The organism is Eubacterium sp. MSJ-33, assembly GCF_022174665.1.
Classification (GTDB): Bacteria; Bacillota; Clostridia; order Lachnospirales; family Lachnospiraceae; genus Coprococcus_C.
The window spans coordinates 329,212-346,733 of sequence record NZ_CP076562.1 but is presented as its reverse complement, the minus strand read 5'-3'; the positions used below and the strand labels follow the sequence as shown (position 1 = coordinate 346,733).

14 protein-coding genes are annotated in these 17,522 nt (G+C 44.0%); 1 reads left to right on the top strand and 13 read right to left on the bottom strand.

From position 1 onward, the window contains the following. Positions 1–2 precede the first annotated feature (2 nt). The 13 genes from KP625_RS01535 to KP625_RS01475 form a co-directional block, all read right to left on the bottom strand. Entirely contained in the window at positions 3–452 is a 450-nt protein-coding gene (locus KP625_RS01535) for a cytidine deaminase (RefSeq protein WP_441316604.1), read from the bottom strand. A 31-nt stretch (positions 453–483) separates the two neighbouring features. Then, entirely contained in the window at positions 484–1,224 is a 741-nt protein-coding gene (locus tag KP625_RS01530; protein WP_238298905.1) for an acyl-[acyl-carrier-protein] thioesterase, read from the bottom strand. A gap of 14 nt (positions 1,225–1,238) precedes the next feature. Next, on the bottom strand, positions 1,239–2,825 hold the full coding sequence (locus KP625_RS01525; protein WP_238298903.1) for an ATP-binding protein: 1,587 nt from the start codon (positions 2,823–2,825) through the stop codon (positions 1,239–1,241). Then, complete coding sequence (locus KP625_RS01520) at positions 2,822–3,934, bottom strand: metallophosphoesterase family protein (RefSeq protein WP_238298901.1); 1,113 nt, start codon at positions 3,932–3,934, stop codon at positions 2,822–2,824. The genes KP625_RS01525 and KP625_RS01520 overlap by 4 nt, the downstream gene beginning before the upstream one ends. A 23-nt stretch (positions 3,935–3,957) precedes the next feature. Then, positions 3,958–5,136, bottom strand: a complete 1,179-nt coding sequence (locus tag KP625_RS01515; RefSeq protein WP_238298899.1) for a glycoside hydrolase family 3 protein — start codon at positions 5,134–5,136, stop codon at positions 3,958–3,960. Between the two features lie 60 nt (positions 5,137–5,196). Continuing rightward, positions 5,197–5,631, bottom strand: coding sequence for an RrF2 family transcriptional regulator (locus tag KP625_RS01510; RefSeq protein ID WP_177970178.1), 435 nt, complete (start codon positions 5,629–5,631; stop codon positions 5,197–5,199). A 134-nt stretch (positions 5,632–5,765) separates the two neighbouring features. Then, a complete protein-coding gene (gene cysK, locus KP625_RS01505) occupies positions 5,766–6,704 on the bottom strand; it encodes a cysteine synthase A (RefSeq protein WP_177970179.1) in 939 nt (312 codons plus the stop codon). A gap of 166 nt (positions 6,705–6,870) precedes the next feature. Then, positions 6,871–7,692: a TrmH family RNA methyltransferase gene (locus tag KP625_RS01500; RefSeq protein WP_238298897.1), complete on the bottom strand. Its 822-nt coding sequence runs from the start codon at positions 7,690–7,692 to the stop codon at positions 6,871–6,873. Between the two features lie 54 nt (positions 7,693–7,746). After that, the gene (locus KP625_RS01495) at positions 7,747–11,535 is read right to left on the bottom strand and encodes a phosphoribosylformylglycinamidine synthase (RefSeq protein WP_177970181.1); all 3,789 of its coding nucleotides are present in this window, start codon (positions 11,533–11,535) and stop codon (positions 7,747–7,749) included. A 38-nt stretch (positions 11,536–11,573) separates the two neighbouring features. Next, positions 11,574–12,509 (bottom strand): M14 family metallopeptidase, encoded by a 936-nt coding sequence (locus KP625_RS01490; RefSeq protein ID WP_177970182.1) that lies wholly within the window; start codon positions 12,507–12,509, stop codon positions 11,574–11,576. Next, positions 12,502–13,443: a M14 family metallopeptidase gene (locus KP625_RS01485; RefSeq protein WP_177970183.1), complete on the bottom strand. Its 942-nt coding sequence runs from the start codon at positions 13,441–13,443 to the stop codon at positions 12,502–12,504. The genes KP625_RS01490 and KP625_RS01485 overlap by 8 nt, the downstream gene beginning before the upstream one ends. A gap of 95 nt (positions 13,444–13,538) precedes the next feature. Continuing rightward, on the bottom strand, positions 13,539–13,901 hold the full coding sequence (locus KP625_RS01480; protein WP_238298895.1) for a response regulator: 363 nt from the start codon (positions 13,899–13,901) through the stop codon (positions 13,539–13,541). Positions 13,902–13,960: 59 nt separating this feature from the next. Continuing rightward, complete coding sequence (locus tag KP625_RS01475) at positions 13,961–14,851, bottom strand: chemotaxis protein CheX (RefSeq protein ID WP_177970185.1); 891 nt, start codon at positions 14,849–14,851, stop codon at positions 13,961–13,963. A 214-nt stretch (positions 14,852–15,065) separates the two neighbouring features. On the opposite strand from KP625_RS01475, the gene KP625_RS01470 reads away from it, so the two are divergent. Beyond that, positions 15,066–17,495: a GGDEF domain-containing protein gene (locus tag KP625_RS01470; RefSeq protein ID WP_238298893.1), complete on the top strand. Its 2,430-nt coding sequence runs from the start codon at positions 15,066–15,068 to the stop codon at positions 17,493–17,495. The last annotated feature ends 27 nt before the right edge of the window (positions 17,496–17,522 follow it).

Sequence of the window (17,522 nt, the reverse complement as noted above, 5' to 3'; positions counted from 1 at the left end):
AATTATTTCAAATTCTCCGGTCCAAAACTTTCCGGAAACAGATCTTCAAATGTATATACCTTATAATCATCCATTGTACGTGCTAAGATCACAACAAACGCAGACGGATCGACGAACTCCCGCAACACCTGTCTGCACACACCGCATGGTGCAGTGTATCCGGTCTGCGCAAGCGCATCTTCCCCGGACTTTCCGCCTACAATCGCGATTGCCGTAAATTCCCTGCAGCCTTCACTCACAGCCTTAAACACAGCTGTCCGCTCTGCGCAGTTTCCCGGTGTAAATGCCGCGTTTTCAATATTGCATCCTGTGTATATTTTCGCATCTGTCCCAAGCAATGCCGCCCCGACTGCAAACTGCGAATATGGTGCATACGAAAACTTCCTTGCATCTGTTGCAAGTCTAATTAGATTTTGTATTTTCTGTTTTGTCAATTCCATATACCTGTTTATCCTGAATTTTGTTAATTGCGGTACCAAATACCTACACTTCTGTCAGTCGGTAATCAACAACCGCCTTGACGTCACCTGCTTCTTTACCACTCATCTTGATAATCACATGTGTTTCCGTTCCGGCTTCCGTCTCGGTTTCCTGCAGTACCCGCTCAATCACAAGGGTTTCCTTATAACGTGCCTGACTTTTATACTCCACACGAATCCGGTTGACACGTGTGATATCCTCGACATATTCATTTGCAAGCAGGATATATTTTGCATTGCTCATATGTCCGTTGTAATCGATATCCGCTTTCGGTACAACAACTGTATCAACTTCTTCAAATTCCTTTGGCAGACGGATCTTTCTACCGCATTTTTCCATCGGATACCGCGGTTCGATCTTATAGCCCTTCGCATCCTCTTCCTCAATCCGAACCGGATGTTTTGTCTCCATGTCCATAAGTGTCCACATTGAATCTGCACAGACAATATCCGCGCCATTTTCATCCGTGACAATTACATTACGATAGCCTATCGACGTTGCAAATTCATACGCCCACGTCTTCACGCTTATCTCCTCGAACATCTTCGGGATACGGCGAATCTCAATATTCCAACTGATTGCGAACCATGTCCGCTTATGCTCAAGCATATAGTCAATGCCTCTGCCAACCGACTCCGAATTGATGTTAACGCAATCCTGCATGGCATCCATCAGACTTCCAAATGACATCCTTCTCGTTGCATCCACATCCGAAAAAAGTACTTTTTTATTATATGTGTACATAATATACCCCTTTATCACGCACGGTTTTCGTGACAGGTAAAATAAATTACCTGATATTCCTTTGCGACTTCTCTTACAAATACTCTTCCGCGCTCTATTTTTTCCTCATCGAGATTCACAAACGGATCATCCAGAATCAGAAATGGCTTTTCGTCCCGGTACATTGCATCCGCGAATGCAAGACGCATGCATAAGCCCGTCAGATCCTGATATCCCCGGCTGAAATATCCCATATTTCGATACATTCCCTGCTCCTGCTTCTCCATCTCAAATGTCGCAGAAAGCCCATATGCCGTTCCGGCATCACCTGTCAGCATCCGGTAATACCTTTGAAATGCATCCATAACCGGTGCCTGATAACGTGCACCGTAATCTTCCTTTGCCTGCGTCAAAAAAGCCTTAGTCTTTTGTATTATATCACACTTTTCCCGAAGCGTAATCACTTCTTCGTTAAGAGATTGCAATTTTCTTTCCTTCTCAGTCAGTGCATCATACTCACTCTCTAATTCATCGAGTCTCCGGCTATATTGCAAAATCTGTCTCGACAGCGTCTCCATCTCTGACGCCCGCTGTTGCTGCTGTTTCTCCGAAAGCGGCTTTGGCTGCACGGTTTTTATCTCAATCTGTCGTTTCTTTCTGACTATTGCATAGCCAAACAGCATACATGCACCTGCAATCAGGCTGAATCCACCACAGATGAGAATTAACATACGATAGCCTTTTCCTGCTGCAAGCAACGCATACACGATCACAAGCAGACCTAAAATGATGCCTGTGATTCCTTTATATTTCTTCTGTTCGTATCGTTCATCTTGCCTGCGCTGCATGGTATTGATGTGTTCCTGTCCGGTTGGGCTTGCATCTTCTTCCTTATCGTTTTCCCCCGTCAGGTTTCCAGCCACACATGCATTCCAATTTGCCTTAACTGCGGTCAACTGACCGGAAATCGTATCTATTTCTTCCTGCACAGCGTTTTTTGCCTGTATCTCCTGTGCAAGCATGCGTGCTTCCCGCTCAAGCTTCGCAAGTTTTCCGGTACTTCGTTTATCTGATAGCTGATTGATTGCATCCGCAAGCTTTTTATTCGCCACGTCATAACATGCCATATCCTCATTTTCTTCCATCTGACTTCCAAGCTTCGCGCTCACACTGTCTGTCGCCGCAACCGCCGCGCATTCTGTCTGTCCGATATAGATGGTTCGCGTAAATGACTCTGCATCGATTCCGAATAACTCCTGTCCAATCAGTTCCGAAAAATCTATACTGTCAATCAGTGTATTCGCATCCTGTAACCGGAAAGAGTCTCCCTTTGCCGTCTTCCCAAAGACACGCGACAGCAGATAGTATTTTCCATCCGACGTAAATGTTAGCTGTCCGCCATAGGTGCCACCCTGCCACGGCTGGTAACGCTTCCGCTCCTTCTCAAGTTCCATCCGTTTTGTCTCCCCGGCAAAACCATAGAACATCACGCGGAGAAACGCAGCAAATGTACTTTTTCCTGCGCCGTTTGGAAGTACAATCGCATTATAACCATCTGCAAAATCATAAGAAAAATCCGAAAGCTTTCCAAAATTTTCAATATGACAGGTCAGTAATCTCATACAAACGCCTCCCCGGCAAGTGCCAATATTCCAGTCTGAATAATTTTTGTCTTCTGCTCGTCCGAAAGATCTGTCTGTGCATGAACCAGCCGCACAAACTCGCCTTTTAATGACACATCATACGCATATGCATCATAGTCAATCTCCGGTATCGTCTGATCTACAACTTTCACATAGAAATAGACTTGTGATAACTGCATCGCAAGCAGTTCTGTATCCACTTCCACATTCACAGGCAGGCTTCCAGTCAGACAAACCTTCACCATATCGGCAGCCTGCACCTGTATTCCCTGTAACGTTTCCCTGATAGCATTCAAGACACCCACACCAGATGCACACGCACTTACATCTACAGAAACCTCCCACAATCTGCGGCTTGCAAATGGCACAAATGTATCCTGGATCTTATGATGCGCCGCATCAATATCAAGCAGGCAGAATCCATGTACTCCACATTCATCAAATCCTCTGCCCTCTAAACAACCGGGATACACATAGATGCCTCTCGCATCGAGTTTCTCCCGCTTATATGTATGAACATGTCCAAGTGCCAGATAATCAATTCCCTTGTTTTGCAGCGCAGCAAGCGGAATCTGCTCAGCATCCTGTCTTACACCACTTGCATATGGCGTCTCCTGTCCATGCAGCATCACAAGATTGATATGCTTCGGCTCAAGCCTGAGTGATGAATATAGTGTCTGTACGTTGTGCGCAGAACTTTCCGCACCGGTAATCACAATTGTTGCGCCATCTTCTTCCCATGCATACGAACGCCATGTTTCCCCAAACAGCTTCAGATTATCCGGAATTTTCTCCAACGACTGCAGAAATCCATCCGCATCATGATTTCCCCGCAGATAAAAAAATAAAATTTCCGGATGTTCAGTAATCGCTGATTGCACTGCATTTCCTGTTAATCGGTCAATCTTCTTCGTATCAAATAGATCTCCGGCAATCAGGATGCCATCCACCGATTGATCAGCTGCATAATCCACCATACGCAGAAACGTATGCAGAATCTCGGTTTTTCTCTGCTTCTGCTTATCTCCATCCAGATGCGCAGACAAAGAAGAATTCAAATGAATATCTGCACAATGTAATAATTTCATTCGCTGTTCCTTTCTACCGCTGCTTATAATATTTCAAGTCCCAACCGGCTTTTCCATTTCAAGACACGAGCAACTGATGCATCAATTTGTGTCTCATCGATTTCTCCGTTTTTAACTGCCTGTATCACCGCTTTAATCTGTTCCTGATAATTTGTGGAAAGCAGCATATCATTTCCTGCTTTCACTGCCCGCACTGCCGCCTCTTCCAGATCATAACCCTCAGACACGCCGTTCATCATTAAATCATCTGTAATCACCACGCCATCAAACCGCAGCACATTCCGTATCTCACCGTGCACCTTCTCTGACAGGGATGCCGGATAGTCGTTATCAATTGCCGTGACCACATTATGGCTGACTAATATACAATCTGCCCCTGCATTCACCCCGGCTTCAAACGGAATATAATCCTGCGTCACGAACTGCTCATACGTCCTTGTATCCTCAATCCGGTTCACATGGGTATCCCCATTACTGCCATACCCCGGAAAATGCTTTAATACCGTACCAATCTTCTCTGAGCGCATCACGGTAACAACGGTATCGACATATTCTGCTGTCTCTTGTGGATCATCTCCAAAAGAACGTTCATATATAAAGTCACTTTTATTTCCGGACAAATCACAGACCGGTGCGAAGTTGACATTAATACCATATGATAACAACAGTTTTGATTTTTCTTCTGTGTCCATCCGTATCGCATCCATACCTCCCGATGCATAGATTGACCTTGGAGATTGAAATGTATGATCTGCCAGCGCACTATACTTGCTGACACGAATAACCGTACCACCTTCTTCGTCCGTTCCTATTAGCAATGGGATATCGGAAGCCTCCTGAAAGGACTGTATCTTCTCCGTCAGGGAATCTGCCGTCTCACCTGCCAAATCTCCAGCAAATAAAATAATGCCCCCAACCGGATATTGCATTAGCTCATCCGGTCCGAAGCGTCCATCATTTTTTACGAAAAACATCTGTCCAACCTTTTCTTCCAAGGTCATTGTTTTAATCTTCTCCTGAATTCTCACATCCAGGACAGTCATCTGTGCATCTGACGATGTATGTTCAATCTCTGCAATCGGTTTCTCTGTTGCATCCGGCTTTGGCGAAGTTGTCGTACTCATGTGTTCCGTCGTTTCTGATTGCATACGCTCGCCATCCCGAAGAAGATTTTCCGAACCAAAGATTCCAAAAAAAACCATACAGATGATTAGTATTCCATATAAAATTTTTTTATGTCGATGCGTCATTACCCATTCGATTTAAATCATATATTGATCCGATTGCTCATTGTTCCAATCCACCAGATCCTGCAATGTAATATTGTCTACAACATCCGATATCGCATCATAAAGTCTTTCCCAGATGCGAACCGTCACGCAGCCACTTCTTCTATCACAGTCAATTGGATTTTGTCCAACACAGGCAACCGGGGCAAGTTCGCCTTCCGTCAATCGTAAGATCATACCGACTGTATAATCCTTTGGTGCACGGGAAAGCAGATATCCACCCTGCGCACCTCGGATTCCACGCACAAATCCTGCCTTATTCAATACAGAAATAATCTGCTCCATATATTTTTCAGATATATTCTGCCTCTTTGCAACATCTTTTAAACTAATCGGTTCTCCGGTATTATAAACTGCCAAATCCAGCATCAGGCGAAGCGCATATCTTCCCTTTGTTGATATTTTCATGCAAATTCCTCCATAAAAGTAACCGATTACATAATTTTCAGTCTCGTTGCTGTTCGCAGATACCAAAAATTATATAATCGGCACTAACATAAGTCAAGATAACGAACAATATTTTATCCGTTCATTTTCTCCGCTTACTGCTCTGCAAATAATGCGGTAGACAGATATCTGTCACCGGAATCCGGAAGCAATGCAACGATTGTCTTTCCTTTGTTCTCCGGTCTTTTTGCTAAAATATCTGCTGCTTTTAATGCCGCGCCGGATGAGATACCAACCAGAACACCCTCAGCTCTTGCGAAGGCTCTTCCCTCTTCAAATGCATCATCGTTCTCGATTGTAATAATCTCATCGTAAATCTTCGTATTCAGTACCTTTGGCACAAATCCGGCTCCGATTCCCTGAATCTTATGAGATCCGGCCTGACCTGTTGAAAGAACTGCACTTGTTGCAGGTTCTACTGCCACAATCTTTACATCCGGATTCTTAGACTTCAAATACTCACCAACACCGGTCAGCGTTCCACCTGTACCAACACCGGCTACAAAGATATCAACCTTGCCCTCTGTCTGCTCCCAAATCTCCGGTCCGGTTGTCTTCTTGTGCATCTCGGAATTGGCAGGGTTATCAAACTGTCCAAGGATGATTGCACCCGGAATTGACTCCTTCAACTCTTCTGCCTTTGCAATAGCACCCTTCATTCCCTTAGAACCATCTGTCAATACAAGCTCTGCACCATATGCCTTCAGAAGATTTCTACGCTCTACACTCATGGTCTCAGGTAATGTCAGGATTGCACGATAGCCCTTTGCTGTTGCAACAGCTGCAATACCGATACCTGTATTTCCGGATGTTGGCTCAATGATTGTTGCGCCCGGCTTAAGCTCTCCCTTTTCCTCAGCATCCTCAATCATAGCTAGTGCAATACGATCCTTTACGGATCCTGATGGATTCAGGTACTCCAGCTTTACGAACAGATTTACATCTGTCACGCCTGCCTTCTTTGCATAACGGTCTGCTGCAAGCAATGGTGTATTACCGATTAATTCCAACGCGCTTTTAATTACTTTACTCATAATGTCTACCTCCGAATTTTTCTATACTTTCTATCATTTTATATTTCCCTATATTCCTACTTATTAAGTAGGATTTGAATGTATTATAACACGATAAAATCATTTGTCAATTGTTTTTTTTATTTTTTTATTTTTTTATTTTTTTATAAAAAAATAAGAAACCGTATTAAACGGTTCCTCTTTTTGCCAATTCCCAAAACGCGACCGCGCTCGCAGCCGCCACATTCAGAGAATCTACACCATGTGTCATCGGTATCTTGACGGTATAATCACTGTGTATGATTGTTTCCTGCCGCAGCCCTTCCCCTTCTGTACCAAGGATCACAGCGAGCTTATTAAGCTTCTCAAACCGAGGGTCACAGATTTCACACGAATCATCCCGGAGTGCCATTGCTACACACGGAAATCCGAGTGCATGAAGAACCTGTGCTGTATCCTCTGATGACTTTGGCAGATATGTCCACGGAATCTGAAACACCGTACCCATACTGACACGGATTGCTCTGCGATATAACGGATCGGCACATCCATGTGTCAAAAGCACTGCATCCATGCCAAGTGCCGCCGCCGAACGGAATATCGCACCGACATTTGTCGGATTCATCACATCCTCGAGCACAGCAATCCGGTGCATATTTCCACATAAAGCACCTGCTTTCGGAAGGTTCTTCCGATCCATCGCACATAACATTCCACGCGTCAGCTTAAAGCCTGTAATCTGCGTCAATATATCAAACTTTGCAGTATAAACTGGAATATCTCCACACCGATCCAACAATGCCTGTTGTTCGGGCAGTTCTTCCTCGTCCATCAGGACTGAGATAGGATGATACCCGACAGCAAGTGCCCGCTCCACGACGATCGGACTTTCCGCAATAAAGATACCCGGTTTTGGTTCCAGGTAACGAAGAAGCTGCACCTCTGAAAGTCTGGTATATATATCCAGCCCTGCATCCTGTAAATTCTGTATAGATATAAAATGTGGCATGAACACACATCCCCTTTCCGTGACATGTGTCCATGCCGCAATCTTAACCTTTATTTATGAGAAATAAGCAACTCCGGACTCAAAAATCTTCTGGTCCTGATCTCCGTAAATATTTACTGCCACTGCTGTTCCCTTACGCTCAGAGTGTGCCATCTTACCAAGTACACGTCCATCCGGACTTGTGATACCCTCGATTGCATAGTAAGAACCATTGACATTGTAATATTCGTCCATCGTCGGATTGCCATCCATATCGACATACTGAGTTGCAACCTGTCCATTTGCGAAGAGCTTCTCTGTCCACTCTTTGCTTGCAACAAAACGTCCTTCACCATGTGAGATTGGTACGGTATACACACCGCCAAGCTTTGCCTTCTGCAGCCATGGGCTCTTGTTTGTAACAACCTTAGTATAAACCATCTTGGACTGATGACGGCCGATGCTGTTGATTGTCAGTGTCGGTGAATCATCCTCCTGCGGACGAATCTCGCCGTAAGGAACAAGACCAAGCTTGATGAGTGCCTGGAAACCGTTACAAATACCAAGTGCCAGTCCATCACGCTCATGCAGAAGCTTCATAACCTCATCTGCAATCTTTGCATTCCGGAATGCAGTTGCAATGAACTTTCCGGAACCATCCGGCTCATCACCGGCGGAGAATCCACCTGGGAACATGATAATCTGACTCTCACTGATTGCCTTTGTAAATGCATCTACCGAATCACGGATACCCTGTGCATCCATATTGCGGAATACGATTGTCTGAACCTCAGCACCCGCATTCTCAAATGCCTTTGCTGAATCATATTCACAGTTTGTTCCCGGGAATACCGGAATAAATACCTTTGGTTTTGCGACTTTATTCTTTGCTACATAGATGGAACCGGCATCATACACCCCTGTACTTACCTTTCCGTCTACAATCTTCAATGTATCGTTAATCTTATCATTCTGCTCCACGCCGGACTCTGTTGGGAATACCTTCTCAAGCTTCTTTGTCCATGCATCTAATGCTTCATCCATTGCAATTACAGCATCGCCATATACGAACTCCGGTGCATCCTGTACTTCACCGATAACTGTACATGGAATACCAAGCTCTGTCACATTGTCCTTCTCTACTTCGAGAATGATAGAACCATATTTTTTCGCTGTAAGATCATCTGCATCAACGGTCTTTGCAAGCTTCACACCGAGCTTATTACCAAATGCCATCTTTGAAATCGCCTCAATCATACCACCGAAACCGATTGCGTAAGCTGATACAACCTTGCCCTCTGTAATTGCCTGATGCAGCTTCTCGTATTTATCCATGGCATCCTGATAATCCGGCTTATCATAAGCATCCCGCTTGATATCGAAACACACAAGCTGATTGCCTGCTTTTTTGAGTTCCGGAGTTACCACATCCTGATAACTTGCTACATCAACGGCGAAGCTGACCAGCGTAGGCGGAACATCAATATCATTGAAGGAACCAGACATGGAATCCTTACCACCGATAGAAGGAAGTCCAAGACCCATCTGTACATCATATGCGCCGAGCAATGCAGAAAGCGGCAAGCCCCAACGATATGGATCTGTACCGAGTCTCTCAAAATACTCCTGGAATGTCAGTCTTATCTTACTTACATCTCCACCAGCTGCAGCAATCTTCGCAACAGATGTCAGTACCGCATAGATAGCACCGTGGTATGGGCTCCAGCTTGACAGATATGGATCAAAGCCATAGCTCATCATAGTAACCGTATCGGTCTTTCCCTTTAATACCGGAAGCTTTGCAATCATCGTCTGAGTCTCAGAAAGCTGGTACTTACCACCATACGGCATTGTAACGGTACCTGCACCGATGGAAGAATCAAACATCTCCACAAGTCCCTTCTGGGAAGCGACGTTCAAATCAGAAAGTGTATCTAACCAGAGCTTCTTCACATCCGAAGCATCCTTCTTCTCGTCAAAATATTTTGCAGATGCATCCGGCATGGCAACCTTGACATCTGTCTCCTGATGTGCACCGTTTGTATCAAGGAATGCACGGGACAGATTGACGATTTCCTTGCCTCTCCATGAAAGCACGAGACGCTTCTCTTCTGTTACAACAGCAACTGCGACCGCCTCTAAGTTCTCCTCAGCCACATACTGCATCATCTTGTCGACATCCTTCGGATCAACAACAACCGCCATACGCTCCTGTGACTCAGAAATCGCAAGTTCCGTACCATCAAGGCCTGCATATTTCTTTGGAACCTTGTCAAGGTTAATCTGTAAACCATCGGCAAGCTCACCGATTGCAACCGATACACCACCGGCACCGAAGTCGTTACATTTCTTAATCAGGCTAGCAACCTCTTCCCGGCGGAACAGACGCTGAATCTTACGTTCAGTTGGTGCATTACCCTTCTGAACCTCAGCACCACATGTCTCAATCGAGCTTTCAGTATGTGCCTTGGAAGAGCCGGTTGCTCCACCACAGCCATCACGTCCGGTACGTCCACCAAGCAGGATGATGATATCACCCGGATCAGAATTCAGACGCTTGACACATCTTCTTGGAGCTGCACCCATAACAGCACCTATCTCCATACGCTTTGCCACATAATTTGGATGATATACTTCCTTTACAAGGCCGGTTGCAAGGCCGATTTGGTTACCATATGAGCTGTATCCCTCAGCTGCAACCTTTACAATCTTTCTCTGTGGAAGCTTTCCATGCATGGTATCCTTCAATGACACGGTTGGATCTGCAGCTCCCGTTACACGCATTGCCTGATATACATAAGAACGTCCTGAAAGCGGATCACGGATTGCACCACCCAGACAGGTTGCAGCGCCACCAAAAGGCTCAATCTCTGTTGGATGATTGTGTGTCTCGTTCTTAAAGCTCACCAGCCACTCTTCTTCTACACCATCGACCTTAACCGGAACAACGATAGAACATGCATTGATCTCGTCTGACTCTTCCTGATCATCAAGCTTACCGGCCTTTTTAAGTTCCTTCATTGCCATAAGCGCGATGTCCATCAGGCAGACAAACTTATCGTCTCTGCCCTTGTACATTTCCTTTGTTGCACCGACATAACGGTCGTATGTCTCAGCGATCACATCCTTGTAATAACCGTCATCGAACGCAACATTTGTAAGCTCTGTTGAGAATGTTGTGTGACGGCAATGGTCGGACCAGTATGTGTCAAGCACACGGATTTCCGTCATGGATGGATCTCTGTGTTCCTCATTCTTAAAATACTTCTGTATATGCTCAAAATCCTTGATTGTCATAGCAAGCCCGAGAGAATCATACAATGCTGTAAGTTCTGCTTCCGGCATATCCTTGAAGCCATCAAATATCTTCACATCTGCAGGTTCCTCGAAGTTTGTAACCAATGTCTCCGGCTTTGTCTCATCTGTGATACGGGAATCAACTGGGTTTACAACGTACTCCCGGATTGTCTGCATCTGCTCCTCTGTCACATCACCCTCAACCACATAAGTTGTAGCTGTCTTGATGACCGGTGTCTCCTCCTCGTTCAGAAGCTTAACACACTGCTCCGCAGAATCCGCACGCTGATCGAACTGTCCCGGAAGATATTCCTGTGAGAAGCATTTTTCCTTCTCATTCATCGGAAATGATTCTTCATATACGACATCAATCGGTGGCTCTGAAAAGATTGTAACCTTCGCTTTATTATAGGTATCCTCTGATACACCTTCCATGTCATACCGTGTCAGGACACGGACATTGTCAGCTTTGATTCCAAGGTAATCCTTGAACTGCTTTTTTAAGTCCTTTGCCTTAACCGCATAAGCATCTTTCTTTTCTACATAGATTCGTCTAACCTTGCTCATGACTTTCCTCCTGAATTTTGTAATTTACTTTCTGCACGTTACTGGTGCATACGTCTTACAATTTTGTATATTACCACATTTTGGAACACGAGTGGGGAATTTTGTACAAAAAATACAATTCCATCTGTCGGTGCCAAAATTTCAGCCTTAATATTACCATCCATTGGGTTAATAATTTCCGCAAGCACCTGCCCACGTTTTACCTCCTGGTTTACTCCAACGATACAACGGAAAAATCCCGCCTCATCGGCTCGCACCGACACGAGATCCTTTTCTTTTAATGTTGTTGAAATATATCCACCATGACTCTCATAGCGGATGATTCCCATTCGTGTCAAAAAACGGAGCACTGCACTCACTGCCATCTTCGCGCTCTCGCCATCCAGCGTATCGGTTGTGGCAGAATAAACCGAAAATGCCTGCGTTCCCATCTTCTGCCAGTTGTAATTGAGTGTCGCTGTATCAAATGAACGCGTATCCCCGGTAAGTACATATGGCATGCCGAACAGATTTGCAAGACTTGTACTCTCTGTCCCTGTCTCCATCATCCGCACATGCGGAATTGAGATTCCCTGCAGGTAAAAGCTAGCAAACTGTATGCCGTATGTATAATCCTTGACGCGATCCATCAGAGTCGCCGCGATACGGCTTGTCGCAGTTCCCTCGATATTACCCGGAAATGAACGGTTGATATCCGAATCATCAGAAATCCACTTTTTCTTTTCCGCGTTCATCGAACTGTAATTGAGTGTCGGAATCAGCAGGATTTCCTTTCCGGCTACCACATCCCCCTGTGCCTCAATCTCTGCCAGTCTCTGTGCCAAAAGCGAGCACATATATAACTGCTGGTATTCATTTCCACGCATAGAACCGACAATACATGCCGCTTTGTCGCCGCGTCCATATGAATATCCATGAATGTTGAACTCTCCACGAAACGCTGTGTTCATGGAAAAGATAATCTCTTTATTCATAGGCGTTTCCTCCCACGATTCTCGCAAGCAGGGAGCCTTCCTCAATAACCGGATAATCGCGCATGGAACAGATCATGCCGTCTCCCGTGGCATACACGACCTCTTCCACCGATCCGGTAATCACATTGACAACTGTTCCAAGTTCATCCCCTTTTTTCACCTGTGCAAATAACTGTACTCCCGGAATAAAAATACCACTACTCTCTGCATTGATATATCGGATATCTTTATCGTTTGTGATCGGAACCTTCTTTGGTGTCACAGTTGCCCCCTTCCAGATTCCCATCTCCTTCATCAGCGCAAAAAGTCCATCCACGATTTCATTGCAATACTGCTGATTGATCCGGTATGCTACCCCGGACTCAATCACAACCGAACGTACGCCAACCTCATTTAAGGAATACGCAAGGCTTCCATTTAATACTGAATTGCTCGGATGAATCCAGATCATATCGACATTCAGACATTTGGCAATCGGCATCAGCTCATCAACCCGGTCATCATTCATACGCACCTGTGGTACCTCATGTACATACAAGTTACTCGCATGCAGATCAATACAAACATCCGCTCCCTTGATATCTTCAAAAATGCAGGATGCGGTATATTCTCCCAATGCTCCTAACTTTGAACCCGGAAATATGGAATTCATGTCAATGCCGGAACCCGGAATCTCTCTTGTCTTAGAATCCAGTCCCATCGGATTTAATGCCGGATACACATCCACGATTCCGGTCAGATTTTCATACTCCAGCTTGATCCGGCGAATGACCTCATAACAGATATACTGTCCCTGCAGTTCATCTCCGTACAATCCGGATACAATACAGATTCTCTTTTCTTCTCCCGTAGGAAAATCCGGTGTCAGATGATTTTTCTTTACCTTCAGTTCTTCTTCCACCATTAAATCTACGGATACAACTGTCTCTATCATTATAACGACTCCACTGACTTTATTCAAACAATACAAATGGTCATATATACGAATCCTGTATATACGACCATTTTGCTGCATCTTACTTATGTTTCTCAGTTACCAAGTACATTCTGAAGCACATTCTGAATTGTGTCCGCATCAAAAGGTTTTGCAATAAACTCTGAAGCGCCACTCTGTACTGCCTCCAGCATATTGTGCTGCTGTCCGGCTGCAGATACCATAACAACCTTTGCATCCGGGAAATCTGCCTTGATTTTCTTCAGGCTGTCAACGCCTGACATCACCGGCATTGTAATATCCATAGTGACAAGATCCGGCTTGTACTGTGCGTACATATCATAACCTTCCTGTCCATTTTTCGCCTCACCAACAACTACATATCCGTTTGCTTCCAAAAGTCCTCTTAAAATTTTACGAGATGTTCTGGAATCATCTACAATCAATATATTTGCCATGATCAATCATTCTCCTTATTTATCTCAATTTATCTGATTCTTTCCTAATATCAGCTTTATTAGCTGACATTCCACTTTGTTTCCATGCAAATTACAACATCTGCACGCTCACCACGTACATAGCAAGGAAGCAGGAACATCATGCCATCTGAACTAATCGTTGTAATATCTGTATACATCTCCGGCGGAAGCATATCAATGTGCACACCTTCAAGAGACTCCTTTGAAGCGAACAATCCGTTACATACATTGATAAACTCACAGACCGCATCAAGACTGTCCTCATCAATCGCTTCGAACTCTTCCTTCGCAAACTCCGTTGCAATCGGCTTTGTTCCGACATTACAGATGCCAATAAACAAATTGTAATCACCGGTAAAGCACTGGCTTGCAATGTATTTGCATGTATATGTATGAATGCGTTCAATCCGCTCGAAACGAATCTTGTTATCCACAAAACGAACCATATTTCTGGCAAGCAATGCAAGATAATCTTTCACCACAGCCGGAACCTGATTGTCCTTTAAAAAGATCTGGATGATCTTATCAATATCTGAGCTCTTTAATGCATCAATCTCAAGTGCCGTATACCGCTCTGACTTTTTATAATGATTCAGATACTTCTGAATATCTTCCAATGTAAGAAGCTTCCGCTCTACAAGCGCCTGCACAAATAACAGATACGAATCACCCTGCTTTTTCAGAAGCTTTCCTACCTGATCTTCTGTCAGATACCCCTTCTCCACTGCAATATCTCCGAATCTGGCATCCTTCATCGCTTGTAATTGATTGACCTCATCTGCCTGTTCCTTCGTCATAAGTCCTTCGCTCACTGCAAGCAGTCCCATCTTCACACGTGCTGTACGACTTGCCTCTACGATTTCCGTATACTGCTCATGCGTCAATACACCGACATCTTCGAGATATTTTCCAAAATAAACTCCAAACATAACGCCCCTCCTTCATGTAACTCTTCTCTTCTGTCAAAAAGTCATAATTTTCTTGTTATTATACACAATATTTCATCAAAAAGCAACCATCCCGCAAATGCAAAAAATACAGCATTTCTCATTGAATAATCCATTTTTATCCTATATAATATATATAGTCTATTGTCTTTATGATAGATATTTTTATTACTTTGCGAAAACGGGGAATATACTTATGTCTATACAAAAATCATTGCGATTGTCGCTTGTTTTAATGGCATCTCTGCCACTGATATTTCTGACAATCTTTACATATAATTTATCCTACAAAAAATATATGGATCTCGCAACGCAGTCCACAGTTGAACTTGCCAAAAATTACGGTATGGGGTTTCAAGCCCAGTTAAATTCACAAATTGCTGAAGTTGAAGGGCTCGCCAATGGTACAAACATCCAGAATCTTGTGTTAGAAAATTACAATGGTGTCACACTTGGGAATGATTCTCCTTATTTTACCAATGTCTCAGAACTGTTCACAACAGCGTCTGATTATACCGGACACAATGTCAACTATTATCTCTACGATGTCAACGGCTATTACATAACAAGCTCTGATAGTTCCAACACTTCCGACTGGCAGGAGCATATGACAACTCCGGTCGAAGAAATCAAGGAAACCGAGATTCTGCAGTGTTCTCCTCTCGACGAGATTGAAAGCATCGATGTTGTCTCACCGATTATTATCAAGGATCAGATTGTTGGCCTGATCCGTGCCAATATCAATTCCAAGTATTTTGGTTCCTTTATCCCGGAAGACGGCTCTGCATTCATCCTGACAAATGATGGTGGCTACCTCTTCTCCTCCACTGGTCTGACCGGGCAAAGAGAGTTGGAAGCACAGGCATTTAACTGTCTGAACAGCGCTGATAGTACAGAGGATTATGGACATCTAAAAGCATCCTCCTTCAAAAATATTTATGGCTTTTGTAAATTATCCGACTCTAATTGGTTATATCTGATCAAAGAGCAGGGAACACAGTATCAGCAGATATTGGCTACACTGCCGATTACGATGCTCATCACGCTCATTATTATTTTGATGATTGCAATCTGGGTGAGCCGTATTCTGTCAGCAAAATATACCGAGCCGATTTACATCTTGCGTGACAATATGACAGATGCTGCTTCCGGTAATCTGGATGTCAAATGTGATGTTGACTCGGAAGATGAATTTGGTGATCTCTCCCGCATGTTTAACAACATGATGGATATCATCTCCAACAACTACAAAGAACTCTCCGCTTCCAAGGCAGCTTTGGAAGTCAGCGAGCAGGAATTAAAAAAGAACTACGCACATATTGAACAGCTTGCCTACCACGATGGCTTAACCGGATTATATAACCGTGTTGCCTTTATGAAATATGCCTATGAGATTTTCCACGACGCAAGTGTCGGAGCAAGCAAACACGCAATCTTCTTCATTGATCTGGATAACTTCAAGAATATCAACGATACACTCGGACATGACTACGGCGATCTTCTGTTAAAGGACGTATCCGACCGTATGCTTTCCTGTATCGCTTCGGATGATATTCTGGCACGAAACGGTGGCGATGAGTTCCTGATTCTGAAGAACCGATTTGATACGATTGATGACCTCGAAAATTTTGCCAGCCAGCTTGTCAATATTGTACATCATCCATTTGTTTTGAATGACGAAACAGCAATGGTTTCCATGAGTGTCGGTATCGCCGTCTTCCCAAATAACGGACTGACTGTAAGCGAGCTGATCAAAAATGCCGATATTGCCATGTACAATGCGAAAAATTCCGGTAAAAACAATTATCGTTTCTTCGACAGTTATATGGAAGACGATGTCAACCGAAAAAATGATCTGGCTGAAATTCTGGCTCACGTCATTGATAAAAATGAAATATACTTACAATATCAGCCTCAAGTTAATGTCGAAAGCGGTCAGGTAACCGGCTACGAGGCGTTGATGCGTATTGAATCCGAATTGGTTGGATTTATCTCTCCATCAGAATTTATACCAATCGCAGAAGAAACAGGAATTATCAACAGCCTTGGAGAATGGGCACTGATTGAAGCCTGCAATTTCAATCAGGTACTGATCAAGAGCGGCTTTGGTCCATTGCGTGTCTCTGTAAACGTCTCAACCACTCAGTTGAAGGATAATCACCTGATAGATATTATAAAGAACATCCCACAAAAAACAGGAATGGACTTAAAATATCTGGAAATCGAGATCACGGAAAGTGTATTGATGAATTCGTTTGAGCACAACCTGATGCTGATTAATCAAATGAAGGAGCTTGGCTGTTCCATCGCTTTAGATGACTTTGGTACCGGCTACTCTTCTTTCAATTACCTGACCCAGATTCCAATTGATACACTGAAGATTGATAAATCGTTCATCGATGGTATCTGTTGCAACGAAAAAGACCGTTGCATTGCTGACTCGATTATTGATCTGGCCCATAAGATGAATATCTCTGTAGTTGCGGAGGGTGTTGAGGACAATGCCCAATTACAGATTCTGCAAGCTCAGTTCTGTGACACATTACAGGGATATTTATTCTCTAAGCCTTTAACCTCGACAGATTTCATTGAGCTTTTAAGCAAACACAAAACACTACAACGTTAAAAAGCATCCCCATCGTCAGATGGGGAT

What these genes read in the sequence shown, in the direction of transcription:
- KP625_RS01525 (WP_238298903.1), bottom strand. Translation starts at nt 2,825, where the DNA reads ATGAGATTACTGACCTGTCATATTGAAAATTTTGGAAAGCTTTCGGAT.
- KP625_RS01515 (WP_238298899.1), bottom strand. Translation starts at nt 5,136, where the DNA reads ATGGTTTTTTTTGGAATCTTTGGTTCGGAAAATCTTCTTCGGGATGGC.
- KP625_RS01475 (WP_177970185.1), bottom strand. Translation starts at nt 14,851, where the DNA reads ATGTTTGGAGTTTATTTTGGAAAATATCTCGAAGATGTCGGTGTATTG.
- KP625_RS01520 (WP_238298901.1), bottom strand. Translation starts at nt 3,934, where the DNA reads ATGAAATTATTACATTGTGCAGATATTCATTTGAATTCTTCTTTGTCT.
- KP625_RS01500 (WP_238298897.1), bottom strand. Translation starts at nt 7,692, where the DNA reads ATGCCACATTTTATATCTATACAGAATTTACAGGATGCAGGGCTGGAT.
- KP625_RS01510 (WP_177970178.1), bottom strand. Translation starts at nt 5,631, where the DNA reads ATGAAAATATCAACAAAGGGAAGATATGCGCTTCGCCTGATGCTGGAT.
- KP625_RS01470 (WP_238298893.1), top strand. Translation starts at nt 15,066, where the DNA reads ATGTCTATACAAAAATCATTGCGATTGTCGCTTGTTTTAATGGCATCT.
- KP625_RS01530 (WP_238298905.1), bottom strand. Translation starts at nt 1,224, where the DNA reads ATGTACACATATAATAAAAAAGTACTTTTTTCGGATGTGGATGCAACG.
- KP625_RS01485 (WP_177970183.1), bottom strand. Translation starts at nt 13,443, where the DNA reads ATGATAGAGACAGTTGTATCCGTAGATTTAATGGTGGAAGAAGAACTG.
- KP625_RS01495 (WP_177970181.1), bottom strand. Translation starts at nt 11,535, where the DNA reads ATGAGCAAGGTTAGACGAATCTATGTAGAAAAGAAAGATGCTTATGCG.
- cysK (WP_177970179.1), bottom strand. Translation starts at nt 6,704, where the DNA reads ATGAGTAAAGTAATTAAAAGCGCGTTGGAATTAATCGGTAATACACCA.
- KP625_RS01480 (WP_238298895.1), bottom strand. Translation starts at nt 13,901, where the DNA reads ATGGCAAATATATTGATTGTAGATGATTCCAGAACATCTCGTAAAATT.
- KP625_RS01490 (WP_177970182.1), bottom strand. Translation starts at nt 12,509, where the DNA reads ATGAATAAAGAGATTATCTTTTCCATGAACACAGCGTTTCGTGGAGAG.